General features: G+C 69.0%; 17 protein-coding genes and 1 tRNA gene. 5 read left to right on the top strand and 13 right to left on the bottom strand.

From position 1 onward, the window contains the following. The first annotated feature begins 54 nt into the window (after positions 1-54). Entirely contained in the window at positions 55-1275 is a 1221-nt protein-coding gene (locus HUO13_RS04515) for an acetyl-CoA C-acetyltransferase (RefSeq protein WP_211900228.1), read from the top strand. Between the two features lie 1054 nt (positions 1276-2329). Here HUO13_RS04515 and HUO13_RS04510 read toward each other — a convergent pair. Beyond that, positions 2330-3127, bottom strand: coding sequence for a Bax inhibitor-1/YccA family protein (locus HUO13_RS04510; RefSeq protein ID WP_211900227.1), 798 nt, complete (start codon positions 3125-3127; stop codon positions 2330-2332). Positions 3128-3577: 450 nt separating this feature from the next. Here HUO13_RS04510 and HUO13_RS04505 point away from each other — a divergent pair, with 450 nt between their 5' ends. Beyond that, on the top strand, positions 3578-5002 hold the full coding sequence (locus HUO13_RS04505; RefSeq protein ID WP_211900226.1) for a SpaA isopeptide-forming pilin-related protein: 1425 nt from the start codon (positions 3578-3580) through the stop codon (positions 5000-5002). A 2-nt stretch (positions 5003-5004) separates the two neighbouring features. Then, positions 5005-5658, top strand: coding sequence for a class F sortase (locus HUO13_RS04500; protein ID WP_211900225.1), 654 nt, complete (start codon positions 5005-5007; stop codon positions 5656-5658). Between the two features lie 338 nt (positions 5659-5996). On the opposite strand, the gene yidC is transcribed toward HUO13_RS04500, so the two are convergent. The 4 genes from yidC to HUO13_RS04480 all read right to left on the bottom strand — a co-directional run bounded on the left by yidC (position 5997) and on the right by HUO13_RS04480 (position 9304). After that, positions 5997-7022 (bottom strand): membrane protein insertase YidC, encoded by a 1026-nt coding sequence (gene yidC / locus HUO13_RS04495; RefSeq protein ID WP_249124448.1) that lies wholly within the window; start codon positions 7020-7022, stop codon positions 5997-5999. Positions 7023-7150: 128 nt separating this feature from the next. After that, complete coding sequence (locus HUO13_RS04490; RefSeq protein WP_249124447.1) at positions 7151-7651, bottom strand: HipA family kinase; 501 nt, start codon at positions 7649-7651, stop codon at positions 7151-7153. 43 nt (positions 7652-7694) lie between these two features. Then, on the bottom strand, positions 7695-8315 hold the full coding sequence (locus tag HUO13_RS04485) for a TetR/AcrR family transcriptional regulator (RefSeq protein ID WP_211900223.1): 621 nt from the start codon (positions 8313-8315) through the stop codon (positions 7695-7697). A gap of 83 nt (positions 8316-8398) precedes the next feature. Beyond that, positions 8399-9304: a LysR family transcriptional regulator gene (locus HUO13_RS04480; RefSeq protein WP_211900222.1), complete on the bottom strand. Its 906-nt coding sequence runs from the start codon at positions 9302-9304 to the stop codon at positions 8399-8401. Positions 9305-9409: 105 nt separating this feature from the next. On the opposite strand from HUO13_RS04480, the gene HUO13_RS04475 reads away from it, so the two are divergent. Together HUO13_RS04475 and HUO13_RS04470 are read left to right on the top strand one after the other, a co-directional pair. Beyond that, complete coding sequence (locus HUO13_RS04475; RefSeq protein WP_211900221.1) at positions 9410-9760, top strand: DoxX family protein; 351 nt, start codon at positions 9410-9412, stop codon at positions 9758-9760. Between the two features lie 343 nt (positions 9761-10103). After that, complete coding sequence (locus tag HUO13_RS04470; RefSeq protein ID WP_249124446.1) at positions 10104-11621, top strand: plasmid pRiA4b ORF-3 family protein; 1518 nt, start codon at positions 10104-10106, stop codon at positions 11619-11621. Between the two features lie 7 nt (positions 11622-11628). Here HUO13_RS04470 and HUO13_RS37285 read toward each other — a convergent pair whose 3' ends face one another. The 8 genes from HUO13_RS37285 to HUO13_RS04425 form a co-directional block, all read right to left on the bottom strand. Next, entirely contained in the window at positions 11629-12474 is an 846-nt protein-coding gene (locus tag HUO13_RS37285; RefSeq protein WP_249124445.1) for a hypothetical protein, read from the bottom strand. A gap of 472 nt (positions 12475-12946) precedes the next feature. Continuing rightward, positions 12947-16939 (bottom strand): TIGR02680 family protein, encoded by a 3993-nt coding sequence (locus HUO13_RS04455; protein WP_211900220.1) that lies wholly within the window; start codon positions 16937-16939, stop codon positions 12947-12949. A gap of 70 nt (positions 16940-17009) precedes the next feature. Then, positions 17010-18245 carry a TIGR02678 family protein gene (locus HUO13_RS04450; protein ID WP_211900219.1) on the bottom strand — a complete coding sequence of 412 codons (1236 nt, stop codon included), beginning with the start codon at positions 18243-18245 and terminating at the stop codon, positions 17010-17012. Next, positions 18242-19756, bottom strand: a complete 1515-nt coding sequence (locus HUO13_RS04445; protein ID WP_009944168.1) for a TIGR02677 family protein — start codon at positions 19754-19756, stop codon at positions 18242-18244. Before HUO13_RS04445 ends, HUO13_RS04450 begins: the two co-directional genes overlap by 4 nt. A gap of 17 nt (positions 19757-19773) precedes the next feature. Next, the gene (locus HUO13_RS04440) at positions 19774-21066 is read right to left on the bottom strand and encodes a TIGR02679 family protein (RefSeq protein ID WP_432757848.1); all 1293 of its coding nucleotides are present in this window, start codon (positions 21064-21066) and stop codon (positions 19774-19776) included. 119 nt (positions 21067-21185) lie between these two features. Further along, positions 21186-21259: transfer RNA gene (locus HUO13_RS04435), tRNA-Leu, on the bottom strand. 152 nt (positions 21260-21411) lie between these two features. Further along, positions 21412-22575 (bottom strand): ATP-grasp domain-containing protein, encoded by a 1164-nt coding sequence (locus HUO13_RS04430; protein WP_211900218.1) that lies wholly within the window; start codon positions 22573-22575, stop codon positions 21412-21414. 327 nt (positions 22576-22902) lie between these two features. Further along, positions 22903-24225, bottom strand: a complete 1323-nt coding sequence (locus HUO13_RS04425) for an NAD(P)/FAD-dependent oxidoreductase (protein ID WP_211900217.1) — start codon at positions 24223-24225, stop codon at positions 22903-22905. Between the last annotated feature and the right edge of the window lie 371 nt (positions 24226-24596).

The raw sequence follows: 24596 nt of genomic DNA, 5'->3' as shown, positions 1-24596 counted from the left end.
CACCGAGCCCAACGACACGCAGTGCCACTTCTCGGCGAACGAAGGAGTTCCCCCATGACCGAAGCAGTGATCGTCGCCACCGCACGCTCCCCCATCGGCCGCGCGGGCAAGGGGTCGCTGGTGGACGTCCGGCCGGACGACCTGACGGCGCAGATCGTGCGCGCGGCGCTGGACAAGGTGCCCGAGCTGGACCCGGCCGACATCGACGACCTCATGCTGGGCTGCGGTCTGCCCGGCGGCGAGCAGGGCTTCAACATGGCCAGGGTGGTCTCGGTGCTGCTCGGCTACGACCACCTGCCCGGCACCACCGTCACCCGGTACTGCTCCTCCAGCTTGCAGACCACGCGGATGGCGCTGCACGCGATCAAGGCCGGTGAGGGCGACGTGTTCATCAGCGCGGGCGTGGAGATGGTCTCGCGCTTCGCCAAGGGCAACTCCGACTCGCTGGATGACACCCGCAACCCCCTCTTCACCGAGGCCCTGGAGCGCACGCAGCGCACCGCCGAGCAGGGCGCGGACTCCTGGACCGACCCGCGCGAGTTCGACGCTCTCCCCGACGTCTACATCCCGATGGGCCAGACCGCCGAGAACCTGGCGCGGCTCAAGGGGATCAGCCGCGACGAGATGGACGACTTCGGCGTGCGGTCGCAGAACCTCGCCGAGAAGGCCATCGCCAACGGGTTCTGGGCACGGGAGATCGTGCCGGTCACCACGCCGTCGGGCAAGGTCGTCGACGCCGACGACGGTCCGCGCGCCGGGGTGACAAAGGAGGCTGTCGCGGGCCTCAAGCCGGTGTTCCGCCCGGACGGCCGGATCACCGCGGCCAACTGCTGCCCGCTCAACGACGGCGCCGCCGCCGTGGTGGTCATGAGCGACACCAAGGCCAAGCAGCTCGGCCTGACGCCGCTCGCGCGGATCGTCTCGACCGGCGTTTCGGGCCTCTCGCCGGAGATCATGGGCCTGGGTCCGGTGGAGGCGTCGAAGCAGGCCCTGGCGCGCGCGGGCCTGTCGGTCGGCGACATCGACCTGGTGGAGATCAACGAGGCGTTCGCCGCGCAGGTCATCCCGTCCTACCAGGACCTGGGCATCCCGCTGGAGAAGGTGAACGTCAACGGTGGCGCCATCGCCGTCGGCCACCCCTTCGGCATGACCGGCGCCCGCATCACGACGACGCTGCTGAACTCCCTCCAGTGGCACGACAAGCAGTTCGGTCTGGAGACCATGTGCGTCGGCGGCGGCCAGGGGATGGCCATGGTCGTCGAGCGCCTGAGCTGACGGCCGATCCGGTCACGGCGTCGCGCCCGGCCCCCGCGTGGGTCCGGGCGCTGCGGCGTGCCGGGGGCCTGCGGCGTGCCGGGGACCCGCGGGACGGCGGGGGCTGCGGCGTGTCGGAGGCGGGTGACAGGCGTCTCTGGACGTGGGCGCCTGCGGGACGGCCCGCACCTACGCGCCCCGTCCGACACACAGAGGTGTGTCTGGGGGCAGCGGACTCGGCACTTACCTCCAGCGGGCGTACGCGGGGCCTGGCCCGACACTCCAGACCCGTGTCGGGCCCGCCGAACTGGGCCCTCGTAAGCAGATCCGACACGCCGACGGTGTGTCGGGACACGCAGCACTCGCCCACGCCGACAGGCCTGACATACGGGCGCGCACCCGAGAATGCAGCAGTAGACCCTGGCCGATAGGTCTGACACGCGGGCACGTGTCGGGCACCGGGCGGCGGGAGTCTCGGGACTCGGGCGCCTTCGGGAAGGCGAGCGCCTTCGGGGCCTGGTCCGACACCGGAGGTGTGTCCGGGACGCGCCGCACTCGCGCTCCTCACCAGGTCCGACACACCGGGGCGCGTCCGCGACGCACGGCACTCCCGCTCCTCACCAGGTCCGACACACCGGGGCGCGTCCGCGACGCACGGCACTCCCGCTCCTCACCAGGTCCGACACACCGGGGCGCGTCGAGGGTGCGCAGCCCTCGGTGCTCGCCGACGGTCTTCCGCGCGGCGCGTGTCCGGAACGCGCCGCACTCGCGCTCCTCACGAGGCCGGACACGCCGGAGGCGTGTCCGGGGCGCGCGGCACTCGCGCTCGTCGGCAGGTCCGACACGCGCAGGCGTGTCGTTCGCGGCGTCGCCCCACAGAAGCCCGGCCCGCCAAGAGCCCCGTCCGCCACCAAAAAGCCCCGTCCGCAAAGCAAAGCCCGCAGGCGCCCCAACGCAAAACGAGGCGCCGCCCTCCTTGCGGAGGACGGCGCCTCGAACCGCCTGTTGCTACCGCCAGCCCAGCCGACCGCAGTAGTCCTGCGACCACGCCGACCGCTGACGGTCAGCCCGGCCGCTAGTCGTTCTGGAAGTACGACAGCAGCCGCAGGATCTCCAGGTACAGCCACACCAGGGTGGTCATCAGGCCGAAGGCGATGTACCACGCGAACTTGGCGTCCACGCCGCCCTTGATGGCCTGGTCGGCGGCGTCGAAGTCCAGCAGGAAGCTGAACGCCGCGATGCCGATGCACAGCAGGCTGAAGGCGATCGCCAGGGCACCGCCGCTACGCAGCCCCAGGCCACCGGACACGAAGAAGCTCGCGATCAGGTTGACCAGCATGAGCACCGCGACACCGGCGACCGCGCCGATGATCCACTTGGTCAGCTTCGGCGTGACGCGGATCGCACCGGTCTTGTAGACCACCAGCATCGCCGCGAAGACACCCATGGTGCCCGCGATGGCCTGCATGACGATGCCGGGGTTGTCGACCAGCATCGCGAACAGGTAGCTGATGCCGCCGAGGAACACGCCCTCGACCGCCGAGTATGCGATGACCAGCGCCGGGCTGACCTTCTTCTTGAAGATGACGACCATCGCCAGCACCAGCCCGATGATCGCCGCGGGCAGCGCGAGCCCAAGCGCGGCGGGACCCATCAGGTAGGTTGCCGCGCCGGTGACCACCGCGAGCGCGAGGGTGATGGCGGTCTTGGTGACCACGTCGTCGATGGTCATCGGACGCGCGGTCTGCGGCGGCGCAGCCGGCGCCTGGCCGAAGGGGGTGCCGTAGCCGCCCTGTCCCTGGCCGTGGTTGAAGTTCGCGTACCCGCCGGTCGTCGGCAGGTTCTTGAACGCGGGGTTGCTCGTTGTGCGCAACTCATCCTCCTGGGCGTGTTTGCGCCGTCACCGGTACCAACGATCGGACCCACCGATCAGTTCCCAAGTCGGGTAAAGCAGACTTTACTCTCGATCGGCACGCGCGCCCCACCGCGTTGCAAAACTACCCCGTATCGGTTTGGGCGCGCGTAACGATCACGTTGCGTCGCCAACCCCTGACGCCCGTTGCGGCACGTGACCGGAGCCTGTCGGAACCAGCGCTCACCTGCGGCTGAACGGGCGACAACAGACGTCGGTCCGCGGTTCGATCCGCTGCTCTCCGTAGCTCCATTCGATCAACCGAATGGACTCTTGTAGACACGTTCCGTAACCGGAAGTATCACGGCGGGTGTCATGTGCTCACTGCCAGGGGTAAGCGCTTCGGGGACGCGAAGTACGCAGCGAGCACCGCGACGCCCCTTGACCTCCGCGACCGAGACTGGAGCTCGCATGCGCACGTTCAGGAAGTTGGTCACGGCGGTGCTGGGGACCGCCGTGCTCGCTGGGGGAACGCTCCTGGCGACGCCAGGGGCAGCTCTGGCCGATCCGCAGGAAGGACTCGGCCACGAGACCAGACCCGGTCAGCCCTACGTGGGAAACCCGCAGCCGGAGCGCGACTGGCTCGGCTCCTACGTCGTCAACGGCCGTCAGGTCTGGTGCGTGCAGTTCGCGCTGACCGCGCCCGACAGCGGTGAGGAATACAAGCCTGGCGACGAGCTGAAGACCAAGTGGGGCGAGCCGATCGCCGAGGACGTCGCGGCCAACATCTCCTACCTCCTCCTCCGCTACGGCACCACGCAGGACGCCGACAAGGCGGCTGCGCTGGCGCACCTGCTGCACTCCTGGACTTCCGCGCCGCGAAATGCCGGCGACCTGGATCCGGACCACGACTTCCGGCGCATCGGCTACGACATGGAGGGACACCTCGCCAAGCTCCCGCAGCAGGTCAAGGACGCGGTCACCAAGCTGCATGACGAGGCGGTCGCCAACCGAGGCCCGTGGGAGGCCGGGCTCACCGCCCCCGAGCAGCCCCAGACCATCGGCCAGGCCGCCGAGTGGACGCTGACCGTGCAGCGCGCCGACGGCAAGGGCGTCGGCGATGTCCCGGTCAAGCTCACCGCGACCGACGCCGAGGTCGAGGGCCTAGCGGAGGACGGCACCGTCACCACGCCCGCCGACGGCGGACCGCTGGCGCTGAAGGTGACCCCGACCGGCCCGAACCCCAAGATCACCGGCGCGCTCTCCGCCCCGGCCGACCGGCCGTACGTGCAGGAGGCGGTCAACCAGCCCGACACCACCCAGCGCGTGGTCTCCACCGGCGGCGAGAAGCAGCTCACGATCGAGGACGCCACGACGGCGGTCACCACGCCGGGCGCCGTGCGGATCGGCAAGGTCGACGCCGAGAGCCAGGCCGGCATCGCCGGTGTCGCGCTGCGCATCACTGCCGCCGACGGCAAGCCCGCGCTGCGCCAGGACGGTACCGAGCTGCTCGGGCCGGACGGGCAGCCCGCCGTGGTCACCACGGGCACCGACGGCACGGTCTCCGTGCCGGACCTCAAGACGCCGCAGGACGTCGTGATCACCGAGGTCGCACCAGCCACGGGCTACGAGGAGGCGTTCGACGCGACCAACCCGCCGTCGGTCGCGGGCACCCTCCAGCCTGGCCGGACGCTGGAGCTGAGCCTGTCGAACCAGGCGAACACCCCCACCGTGCCCATCCGCATCCCGGCCGGCGACCCGGGCGCGCCCCCCGGTGAGACCGTCGAGTTCGGCGAGATGAGCCTGCTCGCGGCCGGTGCGCTGGCGCTGGTCGCGACCGCCTTCGGCGGGTTCGCGCTGCGCCGCCGGGCGGGTTCGGCGAACGGGCGGGGGTGACCGTGCGGTCCAACAGACGTCGTCTGATCACGCTGCTCGCGGTGGGCGTGGTCGCGGTGGTGGCGGTCGTCGGCGTGGTGACCGCTGCCCTGCTCCCCGGAGGCACGCAGCCGCGGCCGCTGGCCGCCGGGCCTGCTCCCGCCGCTGAACGGCACGCCCCGCCGGCCGTCGCGGAGGAAGCCCTCCCGCCGCAGCCGGTGCACGTGCCCGCCGGGCAACCGCCGGGCACCATCCGCCTGCCGCGAGGAGGCACGGCGGAACTGGTGCGCAAGGAGCTCGACCGCTCCGGCACCCTGCCGGTGCCCGACGGAGTCACCGAAGCGACCTGGTGGGGCGCCGGGCTCGACTCGCCGAAGGGCGCGACGGTCCTCGCCGGTCACGTGAACTGGAAGGGAGCGACCGGCCCGTTCGCCGAGCTGTGGGACAGCTCGGCCGGCCAGGAGGTCACCGTCGTCGACGACGACGGCAAGAGCTGGCGCTACCGCGTGTCGGAGATCGTCACGGTGGACAAGGAGAGCCTGCCCCAGCGCGCGGCCGAGCTGTTCGGCCAGGGTGGGGCGCACCGTCTGGTGCTGGTCACCTGCGGCGGCCGCTACGTCGGCGGCGACACCGGCTACGACGAGAACCGCATAGTCGTCGCCACCCCGGTGGCCTGACGAGGACCGGCAGGAGGGGCCCGGCGCATGCCGGGCCCCTTCGCCATGTCGGCGGGCGGGTTGCTGTGGGCCCGCTGGTCGGCGAGCGGGCATGGCCCGCTGGTCGACGGGGCCCTGGTCGGCGAACCATCCTGGTCGGCCCACATGCCGACGGGCGCCTCACGTGCTTGGGCTCGCCGTCAGGCACGTCCGCGTTCACCCTCCGCCCGGGCGAGGTGCTGCGACAAGACTCCCGCTGCCGGTACCGCACCATGCCCGCCCAGGCGCCCGCCCACCCGCACGCGAAAAGGCCCGCGATCCGTTCGGATCGCGGGCCCACCCGAGTCGGCTCGAGTCACCTAGCGTCGTTTCCGCTGCCCCTTCTTCGCCGAGGCGGCCTGCTTGCCCGGCCGGTTCTTCGACTGCGTCTTCTTGCCGCCCGGCCGACCGCCCGCGCGCTGTCCGTTGGCGGACTTGTTCTGCCCAGCGCCGGTCTTCTCCGCGGTCACCGTCTCGGTCCCGTTCGAGTCCGGCGGCTGGACCTCCACCTGCGACTGCTTCGCGGCGGGCTTCTGGCCGGGCTTGGGCCGCGGCGCCTCCTTCTTCGCCGCGATCTCGGCCTCCTTGGCCTTCTGCTCCTCGCGGTCGATCTTGTTGGTCAGGAAGTGCGCCTGCCCCAGGGTCCAGAAGTTGTTCGCCATCCAGTACAGCAGCACCGCGATCGGCAGGAACGGGCCCGACACGATCGCGCCGACGGGCGCGATGTACATCATCAGCTTGCCCATCATGGCCGTCTGGGGGTTGGCCATGGCGGCCTCGGTCTGCCGCTTCATCGAGATGCGCATCGAGAAGAACGTGGCGACCGAGGCGATGATCATCAGCGGGACGCCGACCATGATCATGTCGGCCCGCGTGGTGCCGAACAGCGCGAGCTCCTGGTCGGACTGGACGATCCAGTTCGACAGCTTGGCCCCGAAGATGTCGGCCTCGACGAACGAGCGGACGCCGTCGGCGTCGAAGATGTAGTTGCTGGGCGCGCCGGGCTTGAAGTCGCGCAGCACGGTGAACAGGCTCAGGAACACCGGGATCTGCAGGAGGGCGGGCAGGCAGCCGCCGAGCGGGTTCACCCCGTGCTCGGACTGCAGCTTCTGCATCTCCTGCGCCATGCGCTGGCGGTCGTTCTTGTGCTTCTCCCGCAGCTTCTGGATCTGCGGGGCGAACTTCTGCATCTTGCGACCGGAGCGCATCTGGCTGATGGCGGGCTTGAGCAGCACCACCCGCAGCGAGAAGACCAGGAAGAACACCGAGAGCGCCCAGGCGAAGCCGTTGTCCGGGCCGAGCACGAAGCCGAAGATCTTGTGCCAGAACCACAAGATGGCCGACACCGGATAGAGGATAAAGTCGAACACTCAACCACTCCTGGTCATCGCCCGGTCCACGTCATCCCGGGGCGCACCTGCACAGCCGTACCCGCAGGGTCAGCTCTACCAGGGTGCCATGCCCCTTGTACGACCTACGGCGCGGGCCGCCGCGAGGGCCGCCGAAGTGATCTCTTCGTGGCCCGCTCGGCGTGGTCCCCACGCCTGTGGCCCGGCCTGACCTGGGCCTCCACGCCCGCGTGCAGCGCGTCGAACCAGAGCACCCGGCCGGCCAGCGCCGGGTCCATCGCGAACGCGCCCGGGTCGAAGTCGAGCGCGCCGGGCAGGAAGTCGACACCGAGGTTGAGCCCGGCGCTGGCCCGCAGCAGCTCCTGCACCTCCGGATCGGGCTCGGTCGCGGCCGGCGCGACTTCCAGCTCGACCGCGACCAGCCTCGGAACCGGCAGCCCGAGCCCGCGCGCCAGCTCGGCGCAGATCACCTCCGCGACCAGGACCTTGCGCCCCTGTCCCGCCCCGGTGAACTTCACGACGTAGGTGCCGAGGTCGTCGGCCTCCATCAGGCCGGGCAGGGATCCGCCTTCGCGCAGGGGCGTGATGTATCGCGTCGCGCTGACGTGCGCGAGTCCGGCTGACATGACAGCTAAAATACAGATCTGTATCTGAATGCGCTATCGAATATCAGGAGTCGCCCTTCGCCGCCCCGGCCGCCGACCAGGAGCGCATCAGCAGCTCGACCGCGTCGACGACCACCCCGTCGGAGACCTCGTCCGGGGACAGCAGCCGCTGGACGAGCAGCCCGTCCTCCAGCGCGTGCACGATCAGCGCCAGGAAGGCCGGGTCGGCGGGCGGTTCGACGCCGAGTGAGGAGAAGGTGGCTTCGATGCTGCCCGCGTGCGCGTCCCGGGCGATGCGTTCGCGCTCCGCCATCTGCGGCCGGAAGGAGGGGTTGCGCAGCGCGTAGAGCAGCAGTTCCGCCCGCAGCGACAGCCAGCCCACCAGGTGTTCGGCGCGCTCCTTGTGCCACTCGCGCAACGCCGCGAACGGTTCCGGCTTCCGCGCGATGGCGGTGACCTCGTCCAGCTCACGCAGCGTCCGGTGCTTGAGCAGCTCGACCACCAGTTCGTGCTTGTCGGCGAAGTTGCCGTAGAAGGCGCCCCGGCTGTAGCCGGCGCCCTCTGCGATCTGCTCGACCGACGCTCCGTTGACCCCGCGCTCGGCGAACAGCTCCGCCGCCGACTCGAGCAGCCGAGCCCGGGTCTCCTGCCTGCTCTCCTCGCGCGTCAGCCGCTTGCGGGCCACTCCGGCCTCCAGGTCCGAATCCAGATGCGGAAATGAATGTTAACAACGGCTGCGTCGAGCACCTCGTGTTCGATCGCCGGTGCTCACCGCTCGCGGGTCTTCCCCATGACCTCCAGGCAGCAGTCGACGAAGTCCTGGACCACCGGGTTCGCGTCGGCTGCGGGTGGCCACACGATTCCGACCCGGCTGGGGCTCACGCCGATGACCGGCCGGTAGACGACGCCGGGACGTGAGTAGAAGCGCGCCGCGGACTCGGGGGCGAGGGCGACGCCGTAGCCGTTGGCGATGGCCTGGAGCCAGTCGTCGGGCTGGTCGGTGGTCGCGCCTATGCGCGGAGGGCGACCGTCGCGCTCGTCGGCGGCCAGCCAGTAGTCGCGGAACGCGCCGGTCTCGGGCGGCGCGGCGACGAACGGCTCGTCCCACAACTCGCTGAACGGGATCGCGTCGCATTCAGCCAGCGGGTGGCTGGCGGGCAGCGCGACGCAACGGGGCTCGGTGAGCAGGACCTCGACGCGCAGTGCTTCCTGCCCCGGGAACGGCAGCCGCAGCAGGGCGGCGTCGACGTCACCTTCGGACAGGCCCGCGGTCGGCTCCGACCACGTCGCCTGCCGCATGTCCACGCGCCATCCCGGCCGCACGACGCCGAACCTGGCGATGATGTCCTGCGTCGGCTCGTTGGCGGCGCTGGCGAGGAACCCGATCCGCAGCACCCTCGCCGCCCGACGCGCGGCGCTCTTGGTGTCCCGCAACGCGTCGTCGCAGGTGGCGAGCAGCGCCGGCGCGCGTTCCGCGAGAACCTGTCCCGCCTCGGTCAGCGCCATCCCGGCGCGTGACCGCGTGAACAGGCGCACCCCGAGCAGGGCCTCCAACTGCTTGATCTGCTTGGTGAGCGCCGGCTGCGAGACGTAGAGGCGCTGCGCGGCGCGCGTGAGGCTGCCTTCCTCGGCGACCGCGGCGAAGTAGCGCACCAGCCGGGTGTCCACGTCCATGCCTACAGGTTATAGACACAGGTATTGGACGCCGAGCCGACAGCGCGTCACGGTTGAACCGTCGATCGGCCGACATCTTCCGTCCGCACGGGAAAGGAGCAGCGCGTGTTCACCGCCTACGTCACCGTGACGATCATTACCGCTCTGTGCAACCTCGCGGCCGCGGCCGTCGATTTCGCCCGCTCCAAGTGGGTTCTCGGCAACATGTCGAAGTACGGCCTGCCGCACTCGTGGATCTACCCGCTCGGCGCGGTGAAGACGGCGGGCGCCCTGGGCCTCCTGGCCGGCATCGCCGTGCCGTGGATCGGAATCGCCGCCGCGGCCGGGCTCTTCCTGTACTTCATCGGCGCCGTCGCCACCGTCGCACGCGCCCGCTGCCGCTCCGACGTGCCCTACCCCGCGGCGTTCCTGCTGCTGGCCACCGCGTCGCTCGCGCTCGGACTCACCGCAGCATGAACCCGGAAATCGTTGTGGCGCAAGCAGAAACCGCGGCGCGGCCGCTGAGCGGAGGTGGTCAAGAGAGGCGAAAGGCCGTAAGTGCCCCCGGTGCGATTCGTACGACGTCTATACGATCCCGCGAGCACCGTGAGCTGCTGGTTTCCGCCACGCTGGGGGTAGTGCGTCGTCGCAGCAGCAGCAGCAGGGGCGATGGTGCTTGATGACTGCGATACCCGTGAAGCACTGGCCGAATCCGCGCAGCGGCAGTCGCCAGCTAGGCCACACGATTCCGAAGTGGCGTGGGGTGCAGCGCGTCTGGTCGCTTGGTCGATGGCCGTGGGGTGGTACTACCCTTTGCCCGATGGGCAGCGACGATCTTGTTGATGATCTTGCTGGGTCGGCGCGTGAGTGTCCGGCATTGCGGGACGCGGTTGTCCTGGCGAGTTGGGTCGACACGGGCCGGGCAGTGACGGCCAAAGGTGTGCTGCGCCGGGCGGACGTGCCGGCGGCGGGCCGTGCGCTGGGCATCGAGTTGCCGGAGCGGGTGCGCAGCGCGGCGGATGTGCCCGCGCTGCACTGGCCGTGGACGGCGGCACTCGGCGCGGGGCTGCTGTCCATCGATGGCGGTCGCGCCGTGCCGGCGTCGGCCCTGACGGGCTGGCGGTCCGCCAACGCCGACGAGGTACTCGACCTCTGGACCCGGGGTTTCGCGGCAGCCCTGACCGGCCTGTTCGACGACGATGAGGGGTCGGAGGGGCTGGAGATCGGCAGGCTCGCCCTGACCGTGTTGGCGAGCGACCCGGCGCCGACCCGCGCCGAGCTGGCGACTGCGATCAGTCACGCCATCCTCGATGCGGGGTACGAGTTGTACAGGACATTCGCTCGCGGGTTCGGCGTACGCGATCCGGCGGAGGTGACGTTGGAGCTGCTGGCGGCCTTCGGCACCGTCACCGGCACGCCGGGGCGGCGGATCACTCCTCTTGGCCGCTGGGCCCTGTCGGTGATCGGCACCCGAGGAGTGGCGTTGCTCGGCTCGTCCGACGACGCGGAAGAAGACGGGACGTACCAGCTCAAGATCGCTCTGCAGCATGTGCGGCCGGCGTGCTGGCGCCGCGTGCTCATGTCGGCATCCGCCACGTTGGGCGAGTTGCACGAGGTCATCCAGGTCGCCTTCGCCTGGGACGACGACCACCTCCACGGGTTCACTGTCGGACGGCGCCGGTACGGCGACCCGTACTTCGACTTCGAGTACGACGAACACGAGATCACCCTTGCCACCGCGTTCGCCCGCACCCGCAAACCCATCACCTACACCTACGACTTCGGGGACGACTGGCGGCACGAGATCACCCTGGAGAAAGTCGTCGAGCCGGCACCAGCCGCCACTGACCCGATCTGCGTGGACGGCCGTGGCGACGCACCGGTTGAGGACTGCGGCGACGACGAGGCTGCGTGGATCGCCTTCGACAAGGTCGGTATCAACACCCACCTCGCCCGGCTGGGCGGTGGTGGGCAGGAGGCCCAAGCGCGACTGCGTGACGACATCGAGGTCATTCTCACCGACGCCTACGGCGAAGCCGAACAGATGACCGCGTTCCAGACCGTGCTGGACGAGGAGATCGACTTCCCGGTTCCCGCCACGTTGCTGGGTAACCCGGTCGTCGTGACCGGACTCGTCGAGGACGACGCCACGCTTGAGCTTCGCGCTCGCTGCAAGGGGAAGCACGCGAAGGGCCTGGTTTCCTTTGCCGATCTGGAGTTCCGGCCAGGTACCGTCGAGTCGTGGCTGCACGCCGCGTATGTCACCTACCTGGGCCGGTCACCGTCCGGGGTGACTCCGCCGTCCACCTGGGACGGCCTGACCCGCTGGTTGTCCTGAGCCATCGCTATCGGGTGACGCGGAGAAGTTCAGCGAGACGTTCGCCGACGGCGGAGATACTGGGGATCGGTTCGCGGTCGAAGAAGGCCTTCTTGCGGCGGCGGAGCAGGTCCTCCCCGTCACGCGCCCAGGAGAAGCCGGGTTTGCGCAGCAGGACGCGGAAGACCGGGTCGGCGCCGTCGGGGTGGCGCTGTGCGAGTCGGCGGATCGCCAGCGGGGAGACCGACTCGTCGTTCAGGTACTCGCGCAGCTGGGCGAGGTAGGTGCGGTCGCGGGTCAGCGCGGGGTCGGCGAACAGCGCGTCCAGGCGGCCGAAGTCGCGGTAGTGGTTGAGGCCTTCGACCTCGTCGTAGATCAGTGCGACGCTGCCGGACGCCGGCATTTCATCAGACAGTTGCGCCAGTTGCTCGGGTGCTGGACCGGTTTTCGCGGCTCGCTTGACAGTTCTTTCATCGAGGTTGGCCAGCGCCCGCTGCCGTTGGCGGCGGTAGTGCTCGCGCAACGTCTCCTGCGCCTCGTCCGGTGGCAGCACGATCATGTCGGTGCCGACCTGGTCGATGAAGTCCGCGCGATGTTCGTTCTGAATCTCCCAGGCTCTCCGGAGCATGGCCGGGTTGCGGCAGAGCAGTTCCGGATAGGCGGTGAGCTGTTCGACGGCGGCCTGGGCGATCTGCCGCCGCGCCGACTTGGGGAAAATGGAGAAGTGCCCGGTCACCAGCCAGGCGTCGGTCCCGGGGTGCAGCGGTACGATCCGTCCGACGAGGAACATGCCCGCACGGAGCTTGGTGAGCGCCTTTCTTCCCATGTTCGAGTAGACGCTGTAGACCACGTCGTCGACGAGGTTGTGCAGCACGACGGCGTCCCGTCGAACCGTCGAACCTCGAAACACGCCTCGACGACGTCGTGCCACCCGAGCAGCATCTCCCGCTCAGCATCCGGCAGCGGCGGTCGCCGCTGCGCTACGAACCGTTCGAGCACGGTGCGGCCGTCGGACAGGCGGTGCTGCAACGCGAAGTAGTCGACGGCGAGGACGGCCGTGCTCTCGTCGAGATCGCCGTAGCGATCGGCCGCCTCGAACAGCACGGCGTCCAATCGCCGCGCGAAGCGAGGGCTTTGGGCGAACGCCACGAGCTCGCCCTTGAGATCCCCGGCGCGGGCAATCAGATCTCCGACGGAGATATCCTTGCCGGCGGAAGACGGTGTACGTGCGGTCATCGCGGTAACCCGATCGATTTGTCGCAACTCCACGGTGGGTCATGTGTACGACGATCTCCAGTCTGCGGAGGGGCTGGCCCGCCGGAGCCACCGGTGAGCCGTACGAGTCATTAGGGTTCGTCTCCGTCCGGCGCGAGGTCGTGGCCGTTCCAGGTGAAGCGGGCAGTGGTGACCGCGTCGCTGTCATCGCCGGTGATGAGCTGGTGGATGGCGATGCCGCTCAGTTCGGCGTATGTGCACCACTCGTGGTCGGAGGTGAGCATGAGGTCGAGGTCGAGGGCGGACAACAGCGCGAACACCTGGCCGCGGTTGATGCTGTCCACGCCGACGAACACCTCGTCGAGCAGGATGAGACGGGGTGCCTCCGGCGCGGCTTCGTAGTGGGCGGCGACGGCCGCGAACAGGGGCAGATGCAGCGCGATGGCCTTCTCACCGCCGGACAGCGCGCCGTGCAGCTTCTTGGTCAGCAGCTGCCACCCCGCCCCGTTGGCGCGGTCGACCTTGACCACGAACCGGTGCCAGGAGGTGTAGTCGAAGACTTGCGCCAGCTGCTGTTCCCAACTGGCAGCGGTGCCGTCGGCCTTGGCCTGTTCGATGCGGTCCCGGAAGAACTGGTGCAGCGACTCGCGGTCGGATTCGGTCAGCCGTACCGGGTCTTTGAGCAGCAGATCCCGCGCGGCCTTGGTGCCTGCCGGCAGATCGGGCGCCACCTGCCAGACGAGCTGGACAGCGACGTTCGACGCCGTGCGCACACGTTCCAGTCGCGCGTTCATGCCGTCGACGAGTTCGGTGGCCTGGCGGATCCGGTCGGCCAGATGACGACGGGTGCCGCCGGTGAGGGTCTTGTCGAACAGCTCGCGTTCCCGCTCGGTGATCTCATGGCGGCTGCGTTCCGCCTCGCCGCGCAGGATGGCGAGCAGCTCCGCCGCGCCGACCCGGACCCCGTCCACTACGGCGGTGAAGACTTGGACGTCCTCGTCGGTCTCCAGGTCGAGATCCGCCCTGGAACTCAGCGTGCTCCGGCACTCGTGGACCGACTCGGACAAGCGGTGCACGGCGTCGCCGAGGTTGTTCGGTGCGTGCACCAGCGTCGGCCAGGCCGCGGCGACCATGCGTGCGGCGTCGAGCGTCGCGCGGACCCCGTCGGAGGAGGTAAGAGTCGCCTTGAACCGCTCAAGATCATCCATACCGCTGTCGGCGGGAAAGACTCCAGTGGCCAGGTGGCGGAACCGGTGGGCCATGGTGTCGCGCTTCTCGACAGCCGCGTCCCGGTGTTCGGCGTCTGTGGTGCGGCGTGCGCCAAGTTCACCGAGACGTCCGGCGAGCCGGTTCAGTTCCTTGTGGGTGGAGGCGAGCTCGCCGCGCAGGTCTCCCAGCCGTCTCCGCAGGTCTTCGATCTCGGACTGAACCTGCCGAAAGTCAGCACCTACGGTGCCCTCGATCGCTTCGAGCTTCGCCACCAGCCGACGATGCTGCTTGTCGGCTTCGCCCGCCTCACTCTCACGCTGTTCCGCGATCGATCCGGAGCGGCGAGCCTGTTCGCCGAGCGCGCTCGCCTCACGTCGAGCCGACAGCAGTTCGGCGTAGCTGTCCAGCCAGTTTTCGGCCTGGTCTTGGAAGTTGCCGACAGCGTCGGACAGTTTCGCCACTGCAGCTCGATCGGCGGGTACGTTGTGCTGCGCCGCCAAGGCGGTCAAAGCGAGCAGGGCTTGCTTGACGTCCTTCTCGCGTTCGGTCACCACCCCAATCCACCGCCGAACCTGCGAATCCGCGGCATCCACATCGGACCCGGCACGGTTGAGGTCCGTCGCAGACGCGTGAAGCTCACGATGGTCGGGCCGGGCTTTTCGTTCGCCGTCCAGAACATCGCGCCGACTGCGTAGTGCCGCCAGCGCGGCTTCGAGCTCCGCGATCAGCCGGCCGTGTTCGTCGATGCGTTCGCGGAGTTCGCCGATCCGGCGCTGCCTGGCCCGCTGGCGTGCGAGAACACCGATGTGAGCAGGGTGCTCCTTGCTCCAGGTTCCGGTTACGTTGCCCAGTCGCCAACTGCCGTCGGCACCGATCGCGGCTGGATGCTCGGGTGGAAGCTCGTCGCCGAACGCGACGGTGGACAGCAACTTCCGCACCACATCGGCAGGCACTTCCGCGTCCTGCTCCGGAACCAGCACGTCAGCCAGCGACATCGGCACAGCGGCCAATACCGCGGGATCGGCGAAGACGTCGTGGCCCGCCACGGCTCCGTTGTGGCCGATCCAGGCGTCGAGCAGTCCCGACGCCTGTAGCGCCGCTTCGATCGGACCGTGCACGGTTTCACTCGTGGTGTCGGCGAAGTCGACGAGCCGCCACAGCGGTGCGCCCGTCATCGTGCTGCGGTCGGCAGTGCGCGACAGCGGCGGATCCGGCGGCAGGTCCTGTTCACCCGCGAGCCGGTCGACTTCGGTCGACAGCTGTTTCCGGTCCGCGCGAACGGCGTCCAGCCGGGCGCTGGTGCTCGTCTCGTCCCGGGTGATCGCCTCGAGCACCGCGGCGGCGACGGAGTCGACGTGGGTGAGCAGGCCGGTCTCCGACTCGATCAACTCCAGCAGTGCATCCGGGTCGGGGAAGTGAAGTTCCCGGCAGCAGGATGCCCAGTCGCGAACCCGGGCACTCAACCGAGCGAGGGCGGCCTCGTGCTGGGCGGCTGCGGCTTCCCGTCGCTCCCTCGCCTGCGAAAGCACGGTCCTGGCCTGGTCGAGTTCGTCCTCGGCCTGCGTGCGGCGCTCCACGGCCCGGTCGTGGGTGCCGATCGCGGCACGGACCCCGTCCAGCTGTTCGTGCCTGCTCCGCACCGCGGCGCGGAGCAGTCTGCGCGGCTGCACGTCCGTGTCGAGTGACGCGGCGATCTCGTCGTGCAGACTCGTCATCCCGGCGCGCGTCGCGGCATGCGAGGTCTCGGTCTGCTGCGCTCGGGCCGTCTCGGCTCGCCTGTCGGTCTCCCGTGCGGCGTCGTGTGCGGCCTGCCGGTCCTTGTCGGCTTGCGAGCGCTTCTCGGCCGCGTCCTCGCCTACCGCGGTCGCTTGCAGTTCCGCGTCGGTCGTCTGCCGGCGGAGCCGGTCGTACTCCTCGCCCTTCTTGTACCTTTCGCTTTCGGTGAGCCCGGTGATCCTCGACTCGGTGCTCTCGATGTCGAGTTCCAGCGTTTCGGCACGCCACTCGGCCGCCGTCTTCGCCTCGGCGACCCCTTCGTACTCCTCGGCCGACTCCCGGGCGGTCCGCGTCAGCTTGTCGAGTTCGGTGGTCGAGGTGATCAGGTTGCCTGCCGCGGCGCGCAGCACCCGCTGTGCGTAGGACTTCTGGCGGGACGCGAGTGTCTTGGTGGCAGCCACCTCTTCGTCCAGGTTGGCGAGGCGTTCACGCTGCCGGTCGAGCCTCTCGAAACCTTCCGCGAGATCGGCGATCTCCTGTTGTCCCAGCGGAGGCAACGCGCGGGACAACAGGCTGGACAGCAGTTGCGGGTCGAGTCGCTGCGACAGCTTCGGCGTGCGCAGTTGGAGAAGCGCGGTGATCAGCGCGTCGTAGCGCTGCTCGTTGAGTGTCGGGAACAGAGTGGAGCGGACCGCGGCTCGGTAGTCGCCCGCGTTGCCGTGCAGAACACCGGAGTCACCGAGCCGTTCCTCCAATACCGCTTTGGTAAGGGGTTGACCGGAGTCGTTGACCAGCGTGACATCGGTGCCGATGCGCTGTCCGGTTGTGAAGTAGTCGGCGTGCGCAGTGGTGGTGTTCTTGCTGGCCTGGAGCCTCGCACCGCAGGTGAACCACCGATCCGGACCGCCAGGCAGGCGGAACTCCAGCCAGACGTAGCCGACGCGGGTGGTGCCGGAGGCACCGTCGCCCATGAGGTTCCAGTGCATTGTCCGTTCGCTGGTGCCGAAGGTCGACAGCCGGTGGGCCCGCAGGCTCGCGTCGAACAGGAACGGCAGCAGCAGTTCGAGTGCCTTGGACTTGCCGCTGCCGTTCTGGCCGCGCAGCAGCAGACGTCCCTCGTGGAACTCGAACACCTCGTCGTAGTAGCGCCAGACATTGAGGATGCCCGCCCGGCTCGGTATCCATCTCGACGCGTTCACGATGCCTCCGTGTTCTGCGGGGCACCCGCACCCGGTCGGCTTACACGAGCGTGGAGCGAAAAAGTGTCGCTCATGACGCCTCCGTTGCGTCGGTGTCGCTTGTTCGGGCGGTGCCGAGCGCGTACCTCGCCGCGGCGGGCAGTAACTGCACGAGACCGCCGGAGACCTCGGCGAGACCGAAGTTCACCAGCACCTCAACCGCATCCTCCGCGAGTTGCCTGGGACCGTCCTCACCGCGATAGGTCTTGGCCCAGCGTGGAAACCTGCTGAGTATCCCCGCTACGACCAGTTCGAGCTGCTCGCTGGTCACAGGGCCGTCGATCTCGTCCAGCACCAGCAATGCGGCGACCTTGGCATTGCCGGTGTCGTCAGGAAAGCGGCTGTCGGTCGCCATCCCGTCCGGGTCGACGAACAGGATTCCTTCTGCACGTTCTTCGAGTACGAAACCGCCCTGCTCAGCGGCACGGCGCAACAGCTGTCTGCCGGTCGGAGATCCGAGGTAGGCGCGCTCGTCGTCGATGAGTTGATCGAAGTAGAGCACTGGGTCATCCACGAGCCTGCGGAAGATCGAATGCCGGAGCCAGAGGTTGCGCTGCACATCCGACGAGCCGCCGTCCCGATCCGCCGTGCCGTAGCGGCGCTCGCGGGAAAGCTCGGACACGAGCTCATCGAACCGCAGCGGCACCTCTTCGGCGGGCACCGCGAGTCGCGACGGTCCGGTTGGCGCCGCCAGCAGATGCAAGAGCAGCGTCGGATCGACCCGGTAGAGGACCTTGGCGTCATCAGAATCCACAAAGGACTCTGTGTGTCCGTCGACGACTTCAAGCACGCCGTAGGACTCAAGCAGCCGCAGAACGTCGACGAACGCCATCCGCTCACCTCGGCCGGCGGTGTCGAACGCGGCGACCACCTGATCGGTCGCGGTGGCACGGCTGACCCGGTCGGCGAGCAGACCGATCGTGGTCACCGGAGCCGCCAGCAGCTCGGCAGCCACGACGCACAACAGCACATACCGTCTGCGGTCGAACGGCGCACGCCCGGATCGCAGCCGCCTGGCGGGTCTGCTCGCGTCGGTGGCGGCCCGGACCTTGACCAGTCGTGCATGACCCAGCCGTGGTTCGACGACGAGCTTCCAGCCGCAGTAGTAGTCGAACCACTTGCCGATCGGCTCGTGCCGTCGACGGACCAGATCGAACGTCTCGGGGGAACCGCGTTCGGTGATCAGTGGACTGCCCAGCAGCGTCCGGATTCCGCGCGCGACCTCCTCGCGCTCGGCGATGACCAACTGGTTGGTGAGGTTGCTCATGCGTGCCCTCGGGCGCCAAGAGAGTTGATCTCGATCTCATAGTCCGGGCCGCTGAACACGCCGCGTGGTGTGGTCAGGTGGGCGACGGCTGAGTCCGACGGTGGCCGGAGCAGGATCTCGATCCGGCCGTCGGCAGTGCTGCCGCGTCGCGTCCCGGACTCATCGGGCGCGCTCGAGAGCGCCCGCCCCAGCAGTTCGAGGAGTCGTTCGAAGATCCCGTGATCGAGTTCTCCGAACTCGGAAACCCGGACGGCACCACCGGTGTCGAGCAGGTTCCACGCCGCCTCGAGCTGCGCGCGTTCGGCTCGCGCGCGTTCGGCACGCTGTGCCCGCAGCGCCTTGACGTCACGCACCCGCCCGGTCCTGGCGAACCGTTCCGTCCTGCCGGCCGTGCGAAGCAATGGCGAGACCTCGACCGGAGGCGACTCCGACCAGGAAACCGACGGACTGACCAGCTCCGGGTCGTGATGGGCGAGATGTGCGTGCCGGGCGGAGCTGAGCCCGAAAACCGTCGACCACAGCCGGTGCAGATCCCGCTCGGGAACCACGGTGAACCATCGCGCCAGCTCACGGAAGTCGAGGACCGCGCTGCTCGCCCGCCTGCGAGACTCGGTGATCCGGTCAAGCACCTGAAGCAACGTGACGATCGCCCGGCGCGCCACCCGGTGAAGTTGCTCGACCCTCGGCGGCGTGCTGTCACAGGGAAGAAACCACGCGCGAAGACCTTCCCAACGGGCGCGCCGGTGTTCCAGCCACGCCGGTGCCGGGTCGGTACCGGAAAGCTGCGGTAGCTCCGCGCCTGCCAGCGCACGCTGATGCAGTTGCTCGACACCGTGGTCCTCGAGTCGGCCGATGCGGGTGGCGATGGCGTGCGTTCGATGCTCAAGGTTGGTCACGAACTCCTGGAGGTAAGCCACCGTCGACGCCTTGACCTCGTGGAAGGTCTCCAGGTCGGCGCCATCGGCCCGCAGCAGACGCTGGAGCTCGCCGTTGAACTGCTTTGTGTTGCCGCGCAGGGCGTCCAGGTGACTTTCCAGCTCGGTGAGGATGGCGAACACCTGCCGGTCGGAGCCGGTTTCGCCGTGCTCCAGCAGATCACCCAGCCGGTCCGAGATCGCATCGAGCACGGCAGTCTGCAACGCGCCACTCGATGCCAGCACACTCATCGCGTGCACGACCCCGGCCAGCGCTGCCTCTCCTTGGCGGGTAAGGGAATACTGGAGGTTGCGCCGCTCGTACTCGGCTGCGGTCCGGTAGTTCTCGGAGTGGTTCTGGATGACGTCGACCAGGTTCCAGTCCCGCAGCTGCTCCAGCGCACTGGTCAGATCGCTGTCCTCCAGCGCGTCGAGCCAGCCGACCGAACGCAGGCGACCGCGGACGTCGTCGAGTCCCAGCGCGGTTTCGAGACGTTCGTTGGCCTCACCAAAGGCATGCAGCACCGAGACGTAGAGCTCGGCTCGGTCTCCGCTGGTGAATCGGAACATCTCCGGCGGGACGCGGACCGGTTCCAAGCGGCCTCCAGCAGGTGTCAGGCAGGGTGTCGCTGGGTGAGCTCGTCCAGCAGAGTAGTGGCCACCCGCTCTTCGGACACGGTCGTACCCATGCGGGTCAGGTGTTCGGCGAGTTCATCGTCCCAGGGTACTGGGGTGGTCCGGCCCACCGGCGGGCCGTCGGCGACCGCGGCCAGGTAGTCGCCGCTGCTCATCCGCCATGGCCGTGCTCCGGTCCTGGCGATGACGTGCGCGGCGATGCGCAGCCCCTCGCCGTCGAAGTCTCCGTGGTAGTGCAGTTCGCAACCTGCCGCCGCGAGTTTGCGCAGGAACAGGACTCCGGCGCTGCTGGGCCAACCCGAGGTGACCACGATGGGTGGGCAGGCAGCGCCGAACCTGTTGAGCGCGAGGGCGAGCATGCTCGGGTTCTCGAAGACCCAGACGCGCTCTGGAACACTGGTCAACTCGCTTGCCCGTATCTGGCGCAGGGTGAGCGAGCTCGGCTGGCCGGCGTCCGCGCAGAGTCGGAGGACCCCGCCAACGACGCTGTCGCCATCAACCCGCATGCCACCGGCGAGGACCACCGACGACAACTCGTCGTCGGTGATGCCCGCCTGCTCCCACAACGCCCGCCGCTCGGATGCGTCGACGGGGGACGGGCGGTCGTAGATCGCGGCCAGCGCGCGCAACACCAGGCCGGAACACCTGGTGCCGTCGTCAAGTGCGTGTGTGTCGAGCAGTGTCTGTTCGGCCAACACCGGCAGTGGGATGCCGGATGCGGGCAGCACCGCGAGAACCTTCAGCGCACGTTCGAGATCCTCCCTGGTCAGTGTGACCGAACCGCCGCTGAGTCCGGCCCGCCGCACCGCCGCGACCCAGTCGGACAGCGCTGGCTGCATGGCGACCACCGGATGGCCTTCCAGCCACGACCACAACTCGTCACGTTCGGTCGCCGCGCGACGCCGGTCGGCGGCCTGATCGCCCACCGGGCCGACAAGCTCGGTCACGACCTCATGGACACCGACGCCAAGCGATTCCCGCAGAATCCGGTCGAGCACCTGCACTGAGACGGTGGTGTGTTCGCCGGGCAGCCGAGCCATGCCGAGCAGATCCGCCACGGCACTGCGTTGGTCGGCGTCCAGTGGCCCCACCCGAACCCGGCTGACCGGTCGCCCGGAGGACAGCCGGGCATGCACCACCCGCCACAGCGGCGCAAGAGTCGACGGCAGTCGCGAACGGAGATCCACAGTCCGTCCAAGATACCGGCCGCCCGCACAGCTCCTCGCGGCGCTCGGCCGGAACGCCAGCCATGCCCGCGGGGGGTATGTCATCGAAGAAGCTGCGGCAAACCGTGAAGATCCCCGACGCGAGGAATGTCGGTCCAAACCCCTGTGAGCTGCTCATTTGAACTGTCTCTGCTTTTCAGGCGGGTCCCCGTGACTGCCGTAAGTGCCCCCGGTCGGGTTCGAACCGACACTTGAACGATTTTAAGTCGTCTGCCTCTGCCGATTGGGCTACGGGGGCTCGGCGGCAAGCGGTACCCCGTCCTTACCGGCGTACCGCTTGCACCACTGCTAACGGGTGGGACGTATCGACTCTGCACCTGGTTCCCCGTGAACGGAAAGCCCCGATCAGAGCATTGACGTCCTGCTGCGTCCCCATCCCGGCACCTCCCCTCACCACCGGTCCCGGCTCGCCGCCGCCACGGCCGCGAGCTCGCCGAACCGGGCGCGCACCCAGCCGTGGACCCCGTCGCTGACCTCCGTGCACTCGGCGCGGTGCTCGAACCAGCGCCAGTCGCAGTTGACGTTGACCTCGAGGAAGACGGGCTCGCCGCGGATCACCAGCAGGTCGAACGCGGCGACCTGGAGCTTCCAGTGGCGGCACAGCGCCAGCATCTTGTCCGCGAGCGCCGCGTCGATCTCCACGCGGCTCACGGCAACCGCCTCGGGATCGACCCACAGCTGCGCCGGATCGAGCTTCTCCACCCGGAAGGGGATCACCCGCTCGCCGACGACGAAGACGCGGAGCTCGTACTCGGCGTCGAGGTACTGCTGCACCAGCACCGGCGCCGGCTCCAGCGCCTCGTGCGTGCGGCGGATGTCCAGCGGGCGCGGGAACAGCCCCCGCAGCGCCCCCGGCTCGGGTTCCAGCAGGTGGTGCCCCGCGGTCTTGACGATGCAGCGCCCGCCGCCCGGCCGGGTGCGCCCCGGCATCGTGGTGACCGCGGTGCGCGGCACCCGCAGCCCGAACGCCGCCGCGTCGTGCAGCTGGGTCAGCCGGTCCAGGTGCTCGCTGGAGCGCACCGGGTTGACCTGCTCCCAGTCCGAACGGCAGGCCAGCCAGTTCGCGACCGCCTGCCACTGCTCGCGCACGTAGGCGCCGTGCACGGTGGTGGGGTCGACCGGCACGGCCGTGATGTCGAAGTGCCTGCGCCACACCAGGAGCGGACGCAGCAGCCAGCGCTGGAACTCGATCAGCGGCGCGTCGGTGTAGACCGTCAGCGCCAGGTCCAGGCAGCGGTCGGCGTCCACCCGCACCATCCGGATGTTGTGCTCGGCCAGCGCGAGGGACAGCTCGTTCATCTCCATGTCCGCGGCGCGAGCCAGCACCAGCACGCACGGGACCGGGTCGACCGACCCGTCGCTGACGAGGTCCGCGCGGTACATGCGGTCCTGGAAGTCCAGGTCGGTGTCCGGTGACCGGAAGAAGTAGTCCTGCCCCTGCAGCAGCAACGGCGTGGGGCGCATGGCACCCCTGCGGGCCGGAAGAGCGGAGCCGGGACCGAACGGATGCGCGAGCCGCGCGAGGTCCTCCTGCCGCCCTTCGGCCTCGGTCATCGTCAGTCGTCCTTCTTGCGGAAGATCCGCGCGGCTTCGTGGTAGTCGGCGGCGAAGTCCGCGACCGGGCCATCCTCGATCTCTCCGCTACGCACCAGCGCAGCGAGTTCTTCCAGCGTCAAGGGATTCACCCCTTCCCACGCGAATCAGCCATCCTTTCAGGTGAAGACAAGGTCAAGTCTTCGATTACCCACTACGGATTGTCAAGGATAACCGGCGTCCCCGGTCCCCTGCACGGAGCAATAACGAGCCTGGGTCGGACATGAAAACGCCGCGTGCCCGGGCGGACACGCGGCGTGTCGGCGGATGCGCCGGCCTGCCCGGGACTCAGCTCGCGGCAGCCCGCTCGAAGTCGGCCTTCGGGTCCTGGATCTGGCCCATCGACACCGCCTCGCGCTTGAACATGAACGCCAGCGTCCAGTCGATGATGATGCGCAGCTTGCGGTTGAACGTGGGCATCCGGCTCACGTGGTACGAGCGGTGCATGAACCACGCGACGAAGCCCTTGGCCTTGAAGCCGTAGACGTCGGCGACACCCTTGTACAGGCCCAGACCGGCGACCGAGCCGGCGTAGGCGTGCTTGTACTCCTTGGTCGCCTTGCCCCGCATGCTGGCCAGCACGTTCTTCGCGAGCTGGTCGGCCTGGCGGACCGCGTGCTGCGCCGACGGCGCGCAGGTGGCAGTGGGGTCGTCCTCGGTCTTGGACAGGTCCGGCACCGCCGAGCAGTCACCGGCCGCCCACACGTTGGGCAGGCCCTCGACCTGCAGGTGCGCGGTGGCGCGGACCCGGCCGCGATCGTCGAGCGGCAGGTCGCTGCTCTTGAGCACCGGGTTGGCCTTCACGCCCGCGTTCCACACCAGCGTGTCGGTGTCGAACTCGGTGCCGTCGGAGAGCACCGCGTGGCCGCCCTCGACCGACTTCAGGAAGGTGTTCAGGTAGACCTTGATGCCGCGTTCCTCGAGCGCCTTGACGACGTAGACGCCCATCTTCTCGCTGACCTCGGGCATCACGCGCCCGGCGGCCTCGACGAGGACCCAGCTCATGTCCTCGGGCGTGATGTTCGAGTAGTAGCGGGTGGCGTACCGGGCCATGTCCTCCAGCTCGGCGAGGGCCTCGCCGCCCGCGAACCCGCCACCGACGAAGGTGAAGGTGAGCAGCCGCTTGCGCAGCTCCTCGTCGTTGGTGTTGGCGGCGGCATCCAGCTTGGCCAGCACGTGGTTGCGCAGGTAGATCGCCTCGCCGACGGTCTTGAGGCTGATGCCCTGCTCGGCGAGCCCGGGGATCGGCAGGAGCCGGGAGACGGACCCGAGCGCCACGACCAGCAGGTCGTACTCCAGGGTCTCGGTACCGGTCTGGGGGTTGTTGACCGTTACGACCTTGTCACTGTTGTTGATGTCAGTGACCGCGGCGGTGATCACATGGCACCGCTTGAGCACTCGTCGCAGTGGCGCTACCACGTGCCGGGGTTCGACCGAACCCGCGGCAGCCTCCGGCAGGAAGGGCTGGTAGGTCATGTGCGGCTGAGGGTCGACGACCGTCACGGAGGCTTCGCGGCGCCCGAGCTTCTTCTGAAGGTTGAGCGCCGTGTACATGCCGACGTAACCGCCGCCGAGGATGAGAATCCGGGTGGGTTCGGATTGACCAGCCATGCCGCAATGTTCGCACCACAGACCGGCGCAGCGCTGCGGCGACCCCCCTTAATGTGACGCCAGTCGCGAGTGTCGTCGATCACGATCGACGCTGGGTAGGCACTCGGGCGCGGTGCGTACCCGGAAAACGGATGCTGGGGGGCAAATCGACCGGCGTCCGTGACGGTTCCGCCACCCTACCGGACTTCGCGACACGGCGCCGTGATCGACGAAACACCGCAGCACGCGCACCAGAGGCGAAGGTCCCGTTTCCGGGGCCCTTTGTGCACGTATGAGCCGGTGCACGGCGGGTGCGACGGCCGTTGGCGCGACGGGAAATCGCTCGACGGTCGCGCCGCGCCGCCAGCTGTTCAGCGGAAATTTCCTTGCGG

The sequence above is a fragment of the Saccharopolyspora erythraea genome, assembly GCF_018141105.1.
In the GTDB taxonomy this organism is placed as follows: Bacteria; Actinomycetota; Actinomycetes; order Mycobacteriales; family Pseudonocardiaceae; genus Saccharopolyspora_D; species Saccharopolyspora_D erythraea_A.
The sequence above is the reverse complement of the archived record's forward strand: the minus strand, read 5'-3'. Positions and strand labels throughout refer to the sequence as shown.